17 protein-coding genes are annotated in these 15918 nt (G+C 71.9%); 9 read left to right on the top strand and 8 right to left on the bottom strand.

Going from position 1 to position 15918, the window contains the following annotated elements; translation table 11 throughout:
* Positions 1-25: 25 nt before the first annotated feature.
* The 5 genes from ACFWUQ_RS21380 to ACFWUQ_RS21360 form a co-directional block, all read right to left on the bottom strand.
* On the bottom strand, positions 26-1180 hold the full coding sequence (locus ACFWUQ_RS21380; protein WP_384540228.1) for an acyl-CoA dehydrogenase family protein: 1155 nt from the start codon (positions 1178-1180) through the stop codon (positions 26-28).
* Between the two features lie 80 nt (positions 1181-1260).
* Positions 1261-1635, bottom strand: a complete 375-nt coding sequence (locus tag ACFWUQ_RS21375; protein ID WP_384540225.1) for an ectoine synthase — start codon at positions 1633-1635, stop codon at positions 1261-1263.
* Between the two features lie 47 nt (positions 1636-1682).
* Positions 1683-1940, bottom strand: a complete 258-nt coding sequence (locus ACFWUQ_RS21370) for an acyl carrier protein (RefSeq protein WP_384540223.1) — start codon at positions 1938-1940, stop codon at positions 1683-1685.
* Complete coding sequence (locus ACFWUQ_RS21365; RefSeq protein WP_384540220.1) at positions 1937-3451, bottom strand: AMP-binding protein; 1515 nt, start codon at positions 3449-3451, stop codon at positions 1937-1939. Before ACFWUQ_RS21365 ends, ACFWUQ_RS21370 begins: the two co-directional genes overlap by 4 nt.
* A 710-nt stretch (positions 3452-4161) precedes the next feature.
* On the bottom strand, positions 4162-4608 hold the full coding sequence (locus tag ACFWUQ_RS21360) for a MarR family winged helix-turn-helix transcriptional regulator (protein ID WP_384540217.1): 447 nt from the start codon (positions 4606-4608) through the stop codon (positions 4162-4164).
* Between the two features lie 135 nt (positions 4609-4743).
* Between ACFWUQ_RS21360 and ACFWUQ_RS21355 the strand changes: the two genes are divergently transcribed.
* The 4 genes from ACFWUQ_RS21355 (at position 4744) to ACFWUQ_RS21340 (ending at position 6802) form a co-directional block, all read left to right on the top strand.
* A complete protein-coding gene (locus ACFWUQ_RS21355) occupies positions 4744-5178 on the top strand; it encodes a DMT family transporter (RefSeq protein WP_384540214.1) in 435 nt (144 codons plus the stop codon).
* Positions 5179-5340: 162 nt separating this feature from the next.
* Positions 5341-5658: a DMT family transporter gene (locus tag ACFWUQ_RS21350; RefSeq protein WP_384540211.1), complete on the top strand. Its 318-nt coding sequence runs from the start codon at positions 5341-5343 to the stop codon at positions 5656-5658.
* Positions 5659-5672: 14 nt separating this feature from the next.
* Positions 5673-6152, top strand: a complete 480-nt coding sequence (locus ACFWUQ_RS21345; protein ID WP_384540207.1) for a nucleoside deaminase — start codon at positions 5673-5675, stop codon at positions 6150-6152.
* Positions 6149-6802: a DsbA family protein gene (locus tag ACFWUQ_RS21340; RefSeq protein WP_384540204.1), complete on the top strand. Its 654-nt coding sequence runs from the start codon at positions 6149-6151 to the stop codon at positions 6800-6802. Before ACFWUQ_RS21345 ends, ACFWUQ_RS21340 begins: the two co-directional genes overlap by 4 nt.
* Positions 6803-6925: 123 nt before the next feature.
* Here ACFWUQ_RS21340 and ACFWUQ_RS21335 read toward each other — a convergent pair whose 3' ends face one another.
* Entirely contained in the window at positions 6926-7936 is a 1011-nt protein-coding gene (locus tag ACFWUQ_RS21335) for an AraC family transcriptional regulator (RefSeq protein ID WP_384540201.1), read from the bottom strand.
* Positions 7937-8200: 264 nt separating this feature from the next.
* Between ACFWUQ_RS21335 and ACFWUQ_RS21330 the strand changes: the two genes are divergently transcribed.
* The 3 genes from ACFWUQ_RS21330 (at position 8201) to ACFWUQ_RS21320 (ending at position 12168) form a co-directional block, all read left to right on the top strand.
* Entirely contained in the window at positions 8201-9931 is a 1731-nt protein-coding gene (locus tag ACFWUQ_RS21330; protein WP_384540198.1) for an AMP-dependent synthetase/ligase, read from the top strand.
* 133 nt (positions 9932-10064) lie between these two features.
* Positions 10065-11246: an NAD(P)/FAD-dependent oxidoreductase gene (locus ACFWUQ_RS21325; RefSeq protein WP_384540195.1), complete on the top strand. Its 1182-nt coding sequence runs from the start codon at positions 10065-10067 to the stop codon at positions 11244-11246.
* A 31-nt stretch (positions 11247-11277) separates the two neighbouring features.
* Entirely contained in the window at positions 11278-12168 is an 891-nt protein-coding gene (locus ACFWUQ_RS21320; protein WP_384540192.1) for an RNA polymerase sigma-70 factor, read from the top strand.
* Between the two features lie 33 nt (positions 12169-12201).
* On the opposite strand, the gene ACFWUQ_RS21315 is transcribed toward ACFWUQ_RS21320, so the two are convergent.
* A complete protein-coding gene (locus ACFWUQ_RS21315; RefSeq protein ID WP_384540287.1) occupies positions 12202-12450 on the bottom strand; it encodes a DUF397 domain-containing protein in 249 nt (82 codons plus the stop codon).
* The gene (locus ACFWUQ_RS21310; protein ID WP_384540189.1) at positions 12450-13319 is read right to left on the bottom strand and encodes a Scr1 family TA system antitoxin-like transcriptional regulator; all 870 of its coding nucleotides are present in this window, start codon (positions 13317-13319) and stop codon (positions 12450-12452) included. The genes ACFWUQ_RS21315 and ACFWUQ_RS21310 overlap by 1 nt, the downstream gene beginning before the upstream one ends.
* A gap of 139 nt (positions 13320-13458) precedes the next feature.
* On the opposite strand from ACFWUQ_RS21310, the gene ACFWUQ_RS21305 reads away from it, so the two are divergent.
* Together ACFWUQ_RS21305 and ACFWUQ_RS21300 are read left to right on the top strand one after the other, a co-directional pair.
* A complete protein-coding gene (locus ACFWUQ_RS21305; protein WP_384540285.1) occupies positions 13459-13941 on the top strand; it encodes an ATP-binding protein in 483 nt (160 codons plus the stop codon).
* 187 nt (positions 13942-14128) lie between these two features.
* Entirely contained in the window at positions 14129-15847 is a 1719-nt protein-coding gene (locus ACFWUQ_RS21300) for a lytic transglycosylase domain-containing protein (protein WP_384540186.1), read from the top strand.
* The last annotated feature ends 71 nt before the right edge of the window (positions 15848-15918 follow it).

The raw sequence follows: 15918 nt of genomic DNA, 5'->3' as shown, positions 1-15918 counted from the left end.
GGTTGCCCTTTCGTTCGGCACCGGCTCACAGGCCCATCAGCGAGGCGATGCGGTTGCGTTGGATTTCGCTGGTGCCGGAGTAGATGGTGCCGGCGACGGCGTTGCGCAGGTCCGCCTCGACGCCGGTGGAGGTCAGGTAGCCCCTGCCGCCGAAGATCTGGACGGCGTCCAGGGCGGTCCGCGTGTTCGCCTCGCTGACCACGGTCTTCGTGGCGGCGATGTCGATCGCGGCGTCCTCGCCGGCCTCGACCTTCGCCCCGGTGTCCGTGAGCCACTTGCGGGCGGTCTCCACGGCGATCTTCATATCGGCGATCTTGTGGGAGACGGCCTGGAAGCCGCCGATCGGCCGGCCGAACTGGCGTCGCGACTTCGCGTAGCCGAGGACCTGCTCCAGGCGGTGGCTCATCTCGCCGAGCGTGATGGAGAAGGAGAAGAGGATCTCCCGCTTCATGACGTGGTCGAGGATCAGGAAGCCTGCGCCCTCCTGGCCGATGCGGCGCGACGCGGGCACCCGCAGCCCGTCGAAGGTGACCTCGCTCAGCGGGGAGGTCCGCAGGCCCATCTTGTCCAGCGGCTCGCCGACCGTCAGGCCGGGGGTGTCCCGCTCGACGAGGAAGACGCTCAGGCCGAACGGGCCGGGAGTGCCGGTGCGCACGTACAGCAGGAACAGGTCGGCGATCGGCGCGTTGGTGATGAACATCTTGCCGCCGTCGATGACGTAGTCGTCACCGTCCCGCGTCGCGGTGGTCGAGATGTTCAGCGCGTCCGAGCCGTTGTCGGGCTCGGTGATGGCGTGCGCGGTGACCAGCTCGCCCGAGATGATCCTCGGGAGGAACCGGTCCTTGAGCTCCTGCTTGGCGAAGGCCTGCAGGGGCACGCCCACGCTGACGATCTGCGTTGACGTCGAGAAGCTGAGGCCGGCGTCGCGGCAGGTGTGGCCGAGGCCCTCCAGCGCGCGCATGGTGTCGGTCAGGGAGCGGCCCATGCCGCCGTACTGCTCCTCGAAGGGCACCGCGAGGATGCCGGACTCCCGGACGGTCTTCCACTTGTCCCAGGGGAACTCGCCGCGCGCGTCCCAGTCCGCTACGGAGCTGTTGAGCTGCTCGGACCAGGGAGCCGCGAGCGAGTACACATCGGATTCGGCGTCGGAGTGTTGTTGCGTGGACTGTGCATGTATCATGGAGGCGTCGGCCTTCGAGTGGTTGGCTTGTGGGATGGCGGGGCGCCCGCAGCGGGGCGGGCACCCCGTGATCACTCGGCTCAGTACTGGGAGAAGCCGTCCGGGGAGATGGTGTGCTTCTCGTCGCCGCGCAGGGCCGGGCTGAAGACGGAGATGAGCTTCAGGTCCTCGTCGTCCGAGGCGATGAGGTAGTGCGGGTCGTGGTTGTCCAGCGCGTAGATGGTCCCCGCGGTGATCTTGTAGCGGGTGCCGTCGGCGGTGACGACCTCGCCCGAGCCGCCGGTGCAGTAGCAGGCCTCAAGGTGTCTGACGTACTGCAGGGGGCTGGTGCTCCCCTTGCGGACGAGCGTCTCGCAGACGGTGAAGCCCATGCCGTCGGCCTCGGTGAGAAGGCGGTGGCTGGTGCCGTTGCCCCACTCGACGGGGGCGAGCTCGTCGGTGCTGCGTACGATCATGGTGTGCTCCTTATGAGGGGTCGGCCGTGCGGGAGTGAAGCGGTGTGTCAGGCGGCGGTCTTGACCGCGCCCCTGATGACGTCGCAGATGGCTGCGATCGAGCGGAAGTTGTCCGGGACGATCGGGATGTCGTCGACCGGTATCGAGTAGGTCCGGGAGACGTGCGAGATGACCCGGACGAGGCCGAGGCTGTCGACGATCCCGCTCTCGATCAGGTCGAATTCGGCGGTCAGTTCGGCGGAGTCCTCGCCGTCCAGGAACTCGTTGACGACGTAGGTGCGGATCTCGGTCACGAGGTCGCTCATGCGGCCTTCCCCTTCTGTCGGGTGTGCTTGATGTGGTTGCGGTCGGGTTTCCCCGTGGAGGTGCGCGGCAGCGGTGCGTCGCTGACGGTGAGCGAGGACGGGATGGCGTGGCGGGGCAGGTTCTTGGCGCTGTGGGTGCGCAGCCGCAGCGAGGAGAGCTCCGTGCCGGGCACGCGGGTGACTTCCGCGTGCAGCTTGTAGCCGGCCTCGGCGTCCGGGATCGCGACCACGGCCGCCTCGGCCACGTCCGGATGGGCGGCGAGTACGTTCTCGACCTCCTGCAGGTTGGTCCGCACGCCGCGGACCTTGATCTGGAAGTCGGTGCGCCCGTCCAGGAAGTACAGGCCGGCGGCGTCCCGGGTGACGACGTCGCCGGTGCGGTAGAAGACCGCGTCCGTGCCGTCGGGCGCCGGGACGAAGACGTCCGCGTTGCGGGAGAGTTGCAGGTATCCGAAGGTCTGGAAGGGCGTGGTCACCAGCAGCTCGCCCGTGCCGGGCCCCTCGACGACCTTCCCCCCGTCGTCGAGGATCAGGGCCCGGGCGCCGGCCACCGGCCGGCCGATCGGGATCCTGGGACCGGCCGTCGCCGGTACGACGTCGTGGATGAAGCTGTCGTTCGTCTCGGTGCAGCCGAAGACGTTGTGGAACCGGGCGTCCGGGAAGGCCCGGCCGATGTCCCGCAGCAGCATCGGGGGCACCGCGTCACCGGTGAAGATCACCGTACGGGCTCGCGGGTAGGCCGCGGCGGGCTGCGCGCCGCCCGCCGTGTCCGGGGTGTCCGCCCCGTCCTGCGTGAGCAGGCGGAACAGCATGGGGACGCCCTGGATGAAGTCGATGTCGTACGTGGTGAGGAGTTTCCGCAGGTGGCGGGGGTCCGTGCTGAGCGCGGGCTCGACCAGCACGACCCGCGCCCCGAGGAGGAGGAAGGTCCAGAGGTCGAGCAGCGAGAGGTCGAAGTTGAGCGGGGCGTAGCTGAGCGCCGTCCCGGAGGAGGTGAGCTCGAACCTCTCGACGGCCCAGTCCGCGAAGTTGTCGAACGCGGCCGCGGCAATGGGCACGATCTTCGGGGTCCCGGTGGAACCGGACGTCGTCAGGAGCAGTTTGACCCGGTCGGGGTCGACGGCGTCGAACCCTTCCGCCGCCTTCGGGTCCGGTGCGAGTGCCGAGGCGTGCAGGCCGTCGTGGTCCGCGGTCAGTACCTGCGAGCAACGTGCCTGGGCGCACAGGGTCTCCAGGGACCCGCTGCCCAGGTCCGGCGACGGGGCCAGGACGGCGTACCCGGCCCGGAAGGCCGCGAGGAGCAGGGCCACGGTCTCGGGCGTCTTGTGCGCGGGGATGCACAGGGGCTGGTCGCGACCGAGCTCCAGTGCGTTCAGCGCCGTCCCTAACTCCTCGGCACGTGCCGCGAGTTCTCCGTATGTCACCGTGCGCTCGGCGAGGACGAGCGCCGCGCTCCCCGGCCGGCTCCGTTCGTGCGAGGCCAGCGCGTCGACAAGGCGCCGTGAAGGCACAGGTCCCCCTCTGTCATTGAAGATCCGGACGGATCCACCGAAGTGATCAGGGGGAAGGAGCGCGCGCTCTCGTTCGGCGCGGACAACGCCTGCGGCCAGGGCGCGGCAGTGCCGCAGACCCGCCTCACAGCCCCCCGTGATCGATGCCGAGGCAGACGTTACATCGGCACTTGCATGCAGAGTCAAGCAAATGAATTGGGCCCGAGGGGTGGCCTAAGTCACATTTGACGGACTCGCCACGCGAGGGTGACTTGCATGTACAAGTCCGCGATCATCTCCGAAGTGGTCGCGGAGAGCCCTGCGGCCGTCGAGCGGGGGGTGAGGGCGGGGGAGGGGTCCTGCAAGGGGTGCGGCGCACGGGCCCGGCGGCGGGTGCGCGGAACCGGGACGGGCCGCCGCGTCACGGCGCCGGACGCGGGAGCGTGCGGAGCCGGACGGGGGCGGATCGCGGGACCGGGGGCGCCGCTCCGGGCGGCGGCCGGCCGGTCGGCGTCGACGGGGCGCGGGCCCGACGGGCGGGCGGCGCGTCGGCGGTGGATCGGGAGTGCGCGGCGGGGCCCTGATGGGGCGGTGCGCCGCGGGCCCGGTGGGGCCGTTCGGTGGTGTCCGGTACGGCGCGGTGGCGCGTGTCCGGGGCGGCGCGGTCGCGCTCGCGGTGTCCGGCGCGGTCGGGTGGGGGTGGGAGTCGCGGGCTGTCAGGTGGTGCGTTGTCAGGTGGTGCTGCGCAGTGCCTGCACCGTGCCGGCCAGGTGTGGATCGGCCCCGGCGCTGTTCAGCGCGGAGCTGAGTACGTCCGCGTAGGTGGCGCGGGCCTCGTTGTAACGCTGCCGCCCCTCCTCGGTGATGACTGCGTAGACGCCCCGCTTGTCGGCCGGGCAGAGGTCCTTGAACGCGAAGCCGGCCGCGTCCAGGCGGCCCACGAGGCGGGTCACGGAGCTCTGGCCGAGTCCGATCCGGTCGGCCAGCTCCTGCATGCGCAGCTCGCCGTCGCCGGCCCGTGCGAGGTCCTCCAGCGCCCGGTACTCGGAGAGCCCGATGCCGTGCCGCCGCTGCATGGCCTGTCCCAGCTGGCGCTCCACGCGTGCGTGCAGGGCCAGGATTCTGCTCCAGGTGGCCTGGTCAGAGGAAGCGGGCAGGGTGTGAGGTGTGGTGGTCATGGAAGGGCCTCCTCCGGTGGTGCGTTTGACATCAAGATACATGACCATGCAAGCTCTTGTTCATCGCTCGTTGTTGCAAGCGGGCGCGCACGCAGTGATAATAAATGCACGTACAAGCAACTACCTGGGGGGCACATGTCCAGCACCACGGCTACCGCCGCGAGCAGCTCCACGTCCAAGGGTTGGGCCTGGCTGCTGTTCTCCTCGCTCTTCGAGATCACCTTCGCCCTCAGCACCGAGGCCACGGACGGCTTCACCAAGCTGTGGCCCTCGCTCCTGACGGCCGCCGCGGCCTCCTGCGGCATCTACACGCTGTCGCAGGCCCTCAAGACCATCGACGTCGGCGTCGGCTACACCGTCTGGGCCGGTATCGGCGGCGTCGGCACCGTCGTCTTCGGCACGGTCATCTACGACGAGCCGATGACCGTCTGGAAGGTCATCGCCTTCTTCCTCATCATCGGCGGCGCCACCGGTCTGCGCGTCTCCGACACCTTCGCGGCCAAGAAGGCCGCCGCGGCCGCCGCTGCCGCCGAGAAGCCGGTGACCGCTCCGCCCGCCACCGTCGCGTAGCACCATCGCGCGACACCGTCGCGGCAACGCCACCGGGCAACACCGTCACGCAACGCCACCGGGCAACACCGTCACGCAGCACCGTCACGCGGCACCGCCGCGCGGCCGTCCCCACCGCTCCGCTCCGTCCGCTCTCCTCAGCAGAAAGAAAGGCCACCAGCCATGACCTGGGTCTTCCTCGGCATCGCCATCCTCTTCGAGATCGCCTTCGCCCTCGGGACGAACGCGACGAAGGGCTTCACCCGCCTGTGGCCCTCCGTGCTCACCCTCGCCGCCGCCGCCGGCGGCATCTACACCCTCTCGCTGGCCCTGCGCGAGCTGGACGTGAGTGTCGGCTACACCATCTGGACCGGCATCGGCGGCGTCGGCACCGTCATCTTCGGCGCGATCCTCTTCAAGGAGAAGATCACCGCCGCCCGCCTGGCCTCCTTCGCCGCGATCATCGGTGGCGCCGTGCTGCTCCGCCTGACCTCCGTATGAGGGGGAGAGCCGACATGCGCATCCCCCAGGACCGCTTGACCGAACACGTCGAAGAAGCCGTTCGGATCAGCGGTGAGCACGTGGCCAAGGGCGGCATCCCCTTCTCCGGCATCGTGGTCGGCAACGGCCGGGTCCTCGGCACCGGCTTCAACCGGGTGATGGAGGACAACGACCCCAGCGCCCACGCCGAAGTGGTCGCGCTGCGCGAGGCGGCCGCCAAGCACGGCCTGTACGCGACCGCCGGGTCCACCCTGATCGCCTCGGGCGAGCCCTGCGCCATGTGCTACATGGTGGCCCTCTACTTCAACGTGGGCCACATCGTCTACGCGGTCGACCGCAAGACGGCCGCCGGATACGGCTTCGACTACACCGGTTCGTACTCGATCTTCGCCGAGGACCCGGTGGACTGGGGCGTCGAGGTGACCTCGCTGCCCGTGCAGGGCGGGACGAAGCCGTTCGAGGAGTTCCTGACCCGACGAGGGAGGCGCGCATGACCGAGGCGACCGGCAAGGTCAACATCAAGGTGTGGTCGGACTACGTCTGTCCGTTCTGCATGCTGGCCGAGGGGCCCCTCCACGAGGCGACCCACGACCTCGACGTCGAGATCGAGTGGATGCCCTTCGAGCTGCGGCCGTTCCCGACGCCGACGCTGCGCCCCGAGGATGAGTACCTGCCCGCCATCTGGGCCCGCGCGGTCTACCCGATGGCCCGCAGGATGGGTGTCGACATCACCCTGCCCACGGTCTCGCCGCAGCCCTACAGCCGCCTGGCCTTCGAGGGCTACCAGTACGCGGCCGAGCACGGCAAGGCGGCCGAGTACACGCCGCGCATGCTCCGGGCCTTCTTCCAGGAGGACCTGGACATCGGGCAGGTGGACGTACTGACCGGCATCGCGGCCGAACTCGGCCTCGACGCGGCTCAGTTCGGTGCGGCCCTGACGGCCGGGACCTACACCGAGGCCCATCGGGAAGCGCTGCGGACGGCGGAGGCCTACCGGGTCTCGGTGGCTCCGACGATCATCATCGGCGAGCGCCACCGCATCGAGGGCGTTCCCAGCGTGGTCCAGATCCGCAAGGCCGTCCTGGAAGCCCAGGCCGATCAGGCCGTCATGCGGGGCGCGGCCTGCAGCATCGACGGGTGCTGACATGACACCGACAGGCGGCCGGATCCGGCCGACCTGTCGGTCATCGGCGCCGGTCATCAGCGCCGGTCATCAGCGCCGGTCATCAGCGTCCGCGGCGGACGGCACGGCGCCGGCGCGCGCCGGTCAGCCGCCCGAGGCGATCCGGTACGCCCCCGGTGTCGTGCCCGTCCAGCGCCTGAACGCGCGGTGGAAGGCGGTGTCCTCCGAGAACCCCAGCCGGGCGGCGAGTTCCGCGATCGGCTCACCGCTCTCCGCGAGCCCGGCGATGGCCGCGTCCCGCCGCACATGGTCCTTGAGCTCCTGGAACGACGTCCCCTCCCGCTGCAGCCGGCGCCGCAGCGTCGCCGGGGACACGGCCAGCCGCGCGGCGACCTCCCCGAGCGCGGGCAGCCTCGGCGAGGTCCGCAGCCGCTGCGTCAGCGTCCGGCGCACCTGCTCCGCGACCGTGGTCCCGTACTCCGGCCGGGACAGCAGGTCGAAGGGGGCCCGCCGCAGCATCGCGTCGAGCGCGGGCTCGTCCCGTACCAGCGGAGCGGTCAGCCAGCCCGCGTCGAAGGCGGCGCCCGTACGCTCCGCCCCGAAGCGGACCGGGCAGTCGAAGAGGACCTCGTACTCCTGCGCGTGCGGCGGCGGGGGATAGGCGAAGGCGGCGTGCGCCAGCGGGATGCGCCGTCCCACCAGCCAGCTGCTCAGCCGGTGCCAGATCGCGAGCACGCACTCGGTGAGGAAGCGCTCCTCGTCCCGCTCGAAGTCGTTGCCCACGGTGAACCGGGCCTCGCGGCCGGCCACTTCGAGGGCCAGCTCCGGCCCGCCGGGGAACAGCCCGTAGAAGGCGGCCGCGCGCTGCGTCGCGGCGCCCAGGTCGCGGCAGCCCAGCGAGGCGTAGCACATCATCGCGAAGGTACCGGGGCGGCTCGGGACCGGGCTCAGCCCGAGGAACTCGTCCTGCGTGGTCCGGTACAGGGCCCGGAACAGCCGGGCGAACTGCGCGGGCGTGATCCGCGCCCGGTCGTCCCCCAGCAGCAGCGGCGGGATCTGCGCCTCCTGGAGCAGCGGCACGGTGTCGACGCCGCTGCCGCGGGCTCCCGCGAGCACGGCCCGCACATGGTGCACGGTGATCGTCCGCCTCCCCATGGTCCGACGGTAGCCCGCCGCGGCGCCGTGCGATACGGAGCGGCACGGGTCGGCCGGGGTCGGCCGGGGTCGGCTCGGGGTCGGCTCGGGTCGGCGGCCGGGATGTGCCCGGGTCGGCGGCCGGATGTGCGCGGGTCGGGGCCCGGCCGCGTTCGGCCGCGGCCGTTGAGCGCTGGGGTCAGCGGGGCTGACGCTTCCGGTCATGCCGTCGCGCCCAGGGCCCTGCCTAGCGTCGGGGGTCACCTATCCCGGGGAGGGCGCGCGATGGACCATCGGCCGAGCACGCTGGCGGAGTTCACCCAGTGGACCGAGGAGCGGTACGGGCCCGAGCCGGCCCTCAGGTTCCGCGACGGGGACGGCGGCTGGCGGACCCGCACGTACGCCGAGCTGGGCGCGGCCGTCCGGGCGGCGGGCCGGGCGCTGCTCGGCCTGGGGGTGGCCGGGGGCGAGCGGGTGGCCGTCCTGGCGGAGACCCGGCCGCAGTGGACGTACACGCACTTCGCGGTGCTGGCGGCGGGCGCGGTCCTGGTGCCGGTCTACCCGACGGCGGGGGAGGCGGAACTGGCCTGGGTCCTGTCGGACTCCGAGGCGGTCGTCGTGGTCTGCGACGACGAGGCGCAGCGCGAGCGGGTCGAGGCACTGCGCGCGCAGCTGCCGGCGCTGCGGGCGGTGGTCCTGATGGACGCGCTGCCGTCGCTGCCGCGGGCGCCCGAGCGCGCGCTCCTGGCGCGGGCGGCGTCCGTGTCCGCCGCGAGGGACGCGTCCATCGTCTACACGTCGGGCACGACGGGCCTGCCCAAGGGCTGCCGCCTCACCCACGGGAACCTGGGCGCGATCCAGGACGCGACCCTCCCGCTGATCAGGGGCGGCCCGGGGGACTCCACGTACCTGTACCTGCCGCTGGCGCACCTGCTGGCCCAGCTCGTCCAGTTCACGACCCTGCTGGAGGGCGGGGAGCTCTGCTACTTCGGCGGCCGGATCGAGGACGTGCTGGCCGAGCTCGCGGAGGTGCGGCCCACCCATCTGCCGTCCGTGCCCCGGTTGTTCGAGAAGCTGCACACGGTGGTCCTCTCGCTCGCGGAGTCCCGCGAGGGCGGCCGGGAGCGCTTCGAGGAGGCGGTGCGGCTGGGCGTGCTCAAAGCGGAAGGCCGGCTGCCGCGCGAGTCCGAGAAGGCGTACGAGGCGGCGGAGGACTCCTTGTACTCGCTGGTCAGGGGCGCCTTCGGGGGCCGGTTGAAGTGGGCGCTCACGGGCGGGGCCCCGATCGCCCCGGCCACGATGGACTTCCTGCGGGCATGCGGGATCGCGGTCTACGAGGGGTACGGGATGACGGAGTCCGGGGGCGTCATCTCCCTCAACCACCCGCACGCCGTCCGCCCCGGCACGGTCGGCCGCCCGATCGCCGGCTGCGAGGTGCGCATCGCGCCGGACGGGGAGGTGCTCGCGCGGGGCCCGATGGTCTTCCCGGGCTACCACGCGAACGAGGCCGCGACGGCCGGGGCGGTGGACGCCGAGGGCTGGCTGCACACCGGCGACCTGGGCGCCCTGGACGGGGACGGCTACCTGCGGATCACCGGCCGCAAGAAGGAGCTGATCATCACCTCCGCCGGTAAGAACATCACCCCGACGGAGGTCGAGTTCGCCGTCCAGCGCTCGCGGTACGTCTCGCGCGCGGTCCTCATCGGCGACGGCCGCCCGCACCCGGTCGCCCTGATCACCCTGGACGCGGAGGAACTGGCGGCCTGGGCGCATCGGGAGGGCGTGGACGCGGAGACCCTGATCCCGTCGACGGACGCCAGGGTGCGGGCCCTGATAGCAACGGCGGTGGCGGAGGCGAACGCCACGGTCTCCCGCCCGGCGCGCATCCGGGCCTTCCACGTCCTGCCGCAGGACTTCTCGGTGGCGTCGGGCACCCTGACGCCGACCCTGAAACTGCGGCGGGCGGTGGTGGCGCGGGTGTACGAGCGGGAGATCGCGGAGTTGTACGGGGGCTGACGGGCGACGGCGGGGCCCGGACACCCCGCCTGCCTCCGTTCAACGTGTTCGACAAGAAAAGTCGGCGTGAGGTGTCACAAGGGCGGGGCGGGCGGTGTCTTGAGGTCGAACACCCCTTGACGGAGGAGCGGCAATGACTGAGAACACCCACGTGGTCGTCATCGGCGGCGGATACGCCGGAGTCATGGCGGCCAACCGCCTGACGCGGCGGGAGGACGTGACCGTGACGCTGGTCAACCCCCGCCCGAGCTTCGTGCACCGCATCCGCCTGCACCAGCTGGTGGCGGGTACCGACAGCGCGGTCGTCGACTACCGGGAGGTCCTGGCCGAGGGCGTCGACCTGGTGGTCGACAGCGTGGTGCGGATGGACGCGGCCGGCCGCGCCGTGGAGCTCGCCTCGGGCGGCACGGTCGGCTACGACTACCTGGTCTACGCCGTCGGCAGCGGCAGCGCCGACCCGCGGGTGCCCGGCGCCGCCGAGTTCGCCCACCCGATCGCCACCTTCGAGGAGGCCGAGCGGCTGCGGCCGGTCCTCGACGCCGCGAAGGGCACGGTGACCGTGGTCGGAGCGGGCCCGACGGGCATCGAGACGGCCGCCGAGCTGGCCGAGGCGGGCCGCGCCGTGACCCTGGTCTGCGGCGGGGCGCTCGGCCCGTACCTGCACACCCGGGGCCGTCGCTCGGTCGCCGGACGTCTGGCGGAGCTCGGCGTGACCGTGCTCGAAGACGCGGAGGTCACGGCCGTGACCCGCGACGCCGTGCGGCTCGGCGACGGCCGCGAGCTGCCGAGCGCGGTGACCGTCTGGACCGCGGGCTTCGGCGTGCCGGAGCTGGCCGCGCGCAGCGGACTGAGCACCGACGCCCTCGGCCGCCTCCTCACGGACGAGACGCTGACCAGCGTGGACGACCCGCGCATCATCGCGGCCGGGGACTCGGCCGCGCCGTCGGGCCTGCCGCTGCGGATGAGCTGCCAAGCCGCGGTGCCCATGGGCGCCCGGGCTGCCGACACCGTGCTCAGCCGCATCGCGGGCGAACGGCCCGAGACGCTCAACCAGTGGTTCGCCGGTCAGTGCATCAGCCTGGGCCGGAGCCGCGGCATCTTCCAGTTCGCGACCCGCTCCGACACCGCGGTGTGGTTCAAGATCGACGGCCGCCCGGGGGCGAAGCTCAAGGAAGCCGTCTGCAAGGGTGTCGTCAAGCACCTCGCCGCCGAGGCCGGCAAGCCCGGCGGCTACCGCCTGCACCGCCTCTCGGGAGGCGGCAAGCGCCGGGAGCTGCTCCGGACCACGCGTGAGGAGGTGGCCGTCACCGTCTGAGGTGACGGCCACCCGAGGAAAGGATCTCGCTGTGAAGGCCCCCGACCCGGCGACCGAGAGCTTCGTCGCCCACCGCAACCTGCTCTTCACCGTCGCCTACGAGATGCTCGGATCCGCGGCCGACGCCGAGGACGTCCTGCAGGAGACCTGGCTGCGGTGGGTGGCGGTCGACCTCGACCACGTCCAGGACCAGCGCGCCTACCTGGTCCGCATCACCACCCGGCAGGCCCTCAACCGGCTGCGCACGATGCAGCGCCGCAAGGAGGCGTACGTCGGGCCGTGGCTGCCCGAGCCGATGCTCACCGCCCCGGACGTGGCCGAGGACGTGGAACTCGCCGAGAGCGTGTCGATGGCGATGATGCTGGTCCTCGAAACGCTCGCGCCGACCGAGCGCGCCGTCTTCGTCCTGCGCGAGGTCTTCGACGTCAGCTACGAGGAGATCGCCGCCGCCGTCGACAAGACACCCGCGGCCGTACGCCAGATCGCGCACCGCGCGCGCAAGCACGTCGACGCCCGCAGTCCCCGCCAGGTCGTCTCCCTGAGCGAGACCCGGGCCGCCCTGGACTCGTTCCGCCGCGTCCTCGAAACGGGAGACCTCCAGGGCCTCCTCGACGTCCTCGCCCCGGAAGTCGTCCTCCTCAGCGACGGCGGCGGCATCAAGCAGGCCGCGGTGCGCCCGATCGTCAGCGCCGACAAGGTGGCCCGCTTCATGCTGGGCGGCATCGGCAAGCACCAGAACCTGGTCACCGTCAGCCCCACCGTGGTCAACGGCGCCCCGGCCCTCCTCGTCCACCTGGACGGAGAGCTCGACGGCGTGCTGGCGGTCCGCGTCGAGGGCGCCCTCATCAGCAGCCTCTACTACGTCCGCAACCCGGAGAAACTGTCCCGCGTAGCCTCCGAGACCCCGCTCGTCCGCCGCTGAGCCGCTCCGGCCGCCGCCGGGCGGCGGCCGGGATCAGCGGCCCGCCGCGACCCCGTCCAGAAACGCGCTCCAGCTCCCAGGAGCCACGGCCAGCTCGGGCCCCGCCGCCACCTTGGAGTCCCGGACATGCACGGCGGCGGGGCAGGCGGCCACCTCGACACACTGACCGCCTTCGCCGCTGCTGTAGCTGGACTTCCGCCAGGCGAGGGCGACTTCGACGCACTGGCCGCCTTCGCCGTCGCTGTAGCTGCTCTTGAACCAGGCCAGGTCGGTGGTGTTCATCATGGTTCTCCCAGCATCTTCTCGATCAGGTCGAGGGACTCGTCTGGCGTGAGCGCCTGTGCCCGGATGATCCCATAGCGCTCCGCCATGATGCGTACCTGATCGGGGTCGGTGATCAGGTGGGGACGGCCGTACGCCTCGGTGTATGCGACCTGTTGTCGGCCCTTCGGATGGAGAAGTGTGAACGAACCGTCCATCGCCGCGTGTTCACCCCGGCTGAACGGCATCACCTGAAGTTCCACGGTCCGCAGGCGACCGATCTCCAGGAACCGCCTGAGTTGCTCCCGGTGAACCTCCGTCCCTCCGACCTGGCGTTCCAGCAGGTTCTGGTCCAGCACCAGGCTGATCGTGGGGGAGGGCCAGCTTTCGAAGATCTGTTGGCGGGCCAGCCGGTCCTGCACCCGCTTTTCGATCGTTTCCTCGTCCAAGAGCGGACGGCGCTTGGCGAAAACCGCACGAGCGTGGCCTTCGGTCTGCAGGAGGCCCATGACACCTTGGTGGCTGTAGTCATGGATGGCCTGGGCCGAGGCCTCTGCTTGCGCATAGTCCCGGAACCAGTCCGGGTGCCGCGTCCGGGCCCGTTTCAACGCCTCCCTCACCTCCGGCACCGCCGCCCGCAGGACTCCCCGCGCCGCCAGCACCGCGTCGGCCCGTTCCAGGAGGTCCGGCTGCGGGGTGCGGACGCCGCGTTCGATCGCGCCGATCAGGTCCTCGCCGACGTGCAGTCGGGCGGCCAGTTCCTTCTGGTGGAAGTCGGCGGCCTCCCGCAGTGCCTTGATCTGTTTGCCCAGGGCGCGGAACAGGTGTGCCGTGCCGTCCGCCTCCACCGGGCGTTCGGGTCGTTCCTCGTGCTCCGACAGGTCGTTCATCGGCTGATCCGCCCTCGTCCGTACAGCCCGTACACGAAGGGGTCGGCGTACGTACGGATCACCGTCGTAGCGCCGCCGCTGCTGGAAAGGGTAGAGGCGTACCGCCACGCTCGGTGAGGTGACGACCGAAATCAGTGACATGGCACAGGACTTCCGGCAGCGGTTCAGCTCCACCCGCCGGGGCGCCCGCCTCGCCCGGCGGCTGGCGCGGGCGCAGCTGGACCTCTGGGGGGTGCCCTTCGACTGCCCGCTCTCCGACGACGTCGGGCTCGTGGTCGGCGAACTCGCGGCCAACGCCGTGCTGCACGGCCGGGTCCCGGGCCGGGACTTCGAGCTGCGGATGCGCTACGACGGGCGGGAGAACGTACGGGTGATGGTGAGCGACGCCGACGGCGACGCGGCGCCGCCGCCGGAGCCCGTGCCCGTGGACCCGTGGTCGGCGGAGGGCGGCCGGGGGCTGCGGCTGGTGGCGGCCGTGGCACGGGAGTGGGGGGTGTCGGCCCGCCACCCGGGCAAGACGGTCTGGGCGGAGGTCGGTCCGGGCCAGTGCCGGGCGGGCCGCCCCGGTATCGGCATGAACCTCGGCGTAGACGGTCAAAACCCGCCAAGCCAGGGGACTTGAGGGTAAAACCGCCGGGGTCCCAGGTCCGGGTTCCGTTCGTCCGCGGAGGCGCCGTGAAGACGAGACGAATGGTGTGCCACATCTCCCGAGGGGACGGCGAGTCGATTCCGAATACCTGATAGACAGTGGATATTCACGGCCCGACCGGCCGGACACCTTTGACGGCTCCTGGGGGGATCGCCGCACTGTGAAGCCGCTTCACCGTCACCTCGTCAACACCTCGCGCAAGGTCCTGTGCACCGCCGCTCTCGCGGCGAGCCTGACCACCGCCGCCGTCGTGAGCACTCCATCGACCGCCGACGCCGGCGAATCCGAGCCGACGCCGGACAGCCCGCAGGCCGCCGACCGCGGCGACGCCCGGCTCGACCTGCCCGGCGATGTCGCCGACCCGACGCCGGCGCCGGCCGCCGGCACGCCGGAGGGGGCCAGCGGGATACCCGGGACGGCCCTCGACGCCTACCGCCGCGCGGAGGTGGCCGTGGCCGCCGCGCTGCCCACCTGCAAGCTGCCCTGGCAGCTGCTCGCCGGCATCGGCCGGGTCGAGTCCGTCCACGCCTCGGGCTACGGGTTGAAGGCCGACGGGTACACCGAGAAGCCGATCCGCGGCCCCCGCCTCGACGGCAACGGCTTCGCGGAGATCCGCGACACCGACCGCGGCGAGTACGACGCGGACGTCGTCTACGACCGGGCCGTCGGCCCGATGCAGTTCATCCCGTCCACCTGGGCCACCTGGGGCGCCGACGGCAACGGCGACGCGAAGCGGGACCCGAACAACATCTACGACGCCGCGCTGGGCGCCGGCCTCTACCTGTGCGCGGGCGACCGTGACCTGTCGGTCGCGGCCAAGCTGGATTCGGCGATCCTCAGCTACAACAACTCCCGCGAGTACGTGAACACCGTGCTCGGCTACATGCGGCAGTACCAGGAGGGCGGGGTCGCCGAGATCCCCAACCCGCCCGCCGGGACCTACCCGACGCCGCTGCCGGGCACCCTGCCCACCCCGCAGCCCGCGGCCACGCGGCCGCCGGTCACGACGCCGACCACCCCGCCGGTGACCACGCCGACGACTCCGCCGGTGACCACGCCGACCAAGCCGCCGACCAAGCCGACCGAGCCCGCGAAGCCCGCCCCGCACGTGGCCGAGCTGACCCAGCTCGGCGGCGCCGGGATCACGGCCGAGGCCGGATCGGCCTTCGCCGCGGCGCCGCGGGTCAAGGTGGTGCTGAGCGACGGGAAGCCGGCGGTCGGCCACGAGGTCGTCTTCGCGATCGAGGAGGACACCACGGGCGGTACCGGCTTCGGCGCCACCCCGGCGGACTCCCTGGTCGCCACGACGGACGCGAACGGCGTCGCGTCCGCGCCCGGCTTGAAGGCGGGCGCCGAGGCGGGCACCTTCACGCTGCGGGCCTCCACCTACGACAAGGTGGCCCGGCTCACGGTGAACTTCGCCGGTACGGTCACGGCGAAGCCGGTCGCGGAGCGGCTGGTCCGCACCGACGGCACGGGGCCTGTCGTGGTGGACGCCGGCAAGAGCGTCGAGGGCATCGAGGTCCTCGCCACGACAGCCGGCAAGAAGCCCGTCGCCGGCACCGCGGCCACCGCCGGCCTGCTCCGGGAGGACCCGAAGAAGCCGGGCACGTGGATCCCGGTGGACCCGGAGGCCGCGAAGGGCCCGTACTTCGAGGACGCGGACGGGAAGAAGGTGACCAGCCTGCTGCTGGCCGCCACGGGCGCCGACGGCAGGATCGTCGTGCCGGAGCTGTCCACCGCGGACGCCGCCCCGGGCACGTACCGCCTGCGGCTGATCACCCCGGAGAAGGTGGAGCTGATCATCACGATCGAGATCAAGCCCGCCACCCCCGCCCCGACCCCCACCCCGGCCCCGACCCCGACCAAGTCCGCCTGACCCACCCCGCTGGCCCGCGGGTCACGCAGTGCAGTGCTGAGGCCCCGGGCACCGTGTAAAGGGTGCCCGGG

The organism is Streptomyces sp. NPDC058662 (assembly GCF_042716255.1).
GTDB lineage: Bacteria > Actinomycetota > Actinomycetes > Streptomycetales > Streptomycetaceae > Streptomyces.
This window is presented reverse-complemented; position numbering and strand designations above follow the sequence as displayed.